The sequence below is a fragment of the Halorubrum sp. Atlit-26R genome, from assembly GCF_003666015.1.
Lineage (GTDB): Archaea > Halobacteriota > Halobacteria > Halobacteriales > Haloferacaceae > Halorubrum.
On record NZ_QPLT01000179.1, the window covers coordinates 1 to 798 of the forward strand.

Annotated in this window: 1 pseudogene; it reads right to left on the reverse strand. The window is 56.9% G+C overall.

Annotated features, from left to right (window positions below):
- Positions 1-798, reverse strand: a pseudogene (locus DVK07_RS20025) (restriction endonuclease); the annotation flags it as partial.

Sequence of the window (798 nt, forward strand, 5' to 3'; positions counted from 1 at the left end):
GTGTGGAGCAGGTATGCGTAGCTGAACAATCTGGAACGGGATGGTGACTCTTTCACCGGATCGTGGCCTTCCGCGTAGTACTTCGAGTCCAGTACTGCGATGGTTTCGTCACCTTCCTGGAGCGCGTGGTCGGGCTCGTGGTAGATCTGGCCTTCCCCCTCGAACGGCTTAACCGATGGTGACCGAACCGGAGTAACGTCATCCAGGTCACCGAGGTGGTCGTAGGATTTGATGTAATTGAGCTCCCGTTCGATGACGACCTGAGAGTACTGTTCGAACAGCGACTCCATATTCAGGACGTAGTCCACGACCAATTCTCGCGGCCCGTCACGCAGTTGTTGGCCGAGGGACGAGGACATCACCGCCTTGGAAACGTCGAACGCTTTCTGATAGTATCGGCGCTGTTTTGGGAGATCGTGAAGCGAAATTTCCCGGTACTCGTCCATCCGATCCAGCCCGCTATCGACGCCCATACTCTCCAGCCGTTCCACCTCTCGATGGACTTCGGAGAAGATCCGATCATAGGCGGGGTGGTCGTTCTCCGAGGATTTCTGCCGGAAGAGTCGAAGGAGCGTTTTCCCCGCGTAATGGAGCAACGAGTTGGCAGCGTTGTCGTACTCGGTCTCGTTGCGGATCCAGTGTGGTTCGATCGTTCCCCGAGCGTGGTTCAGCAGCGTTTGCTCGACATCGATGTCGCCGCGGCCATCCAGACTGTTGATTCTCCTGATGACGAGGTCGCGGATGTATCCGTTCCGCTGAATCCTCTCCAATCCGTCGAGGTAGTTGATCGCCAGCACG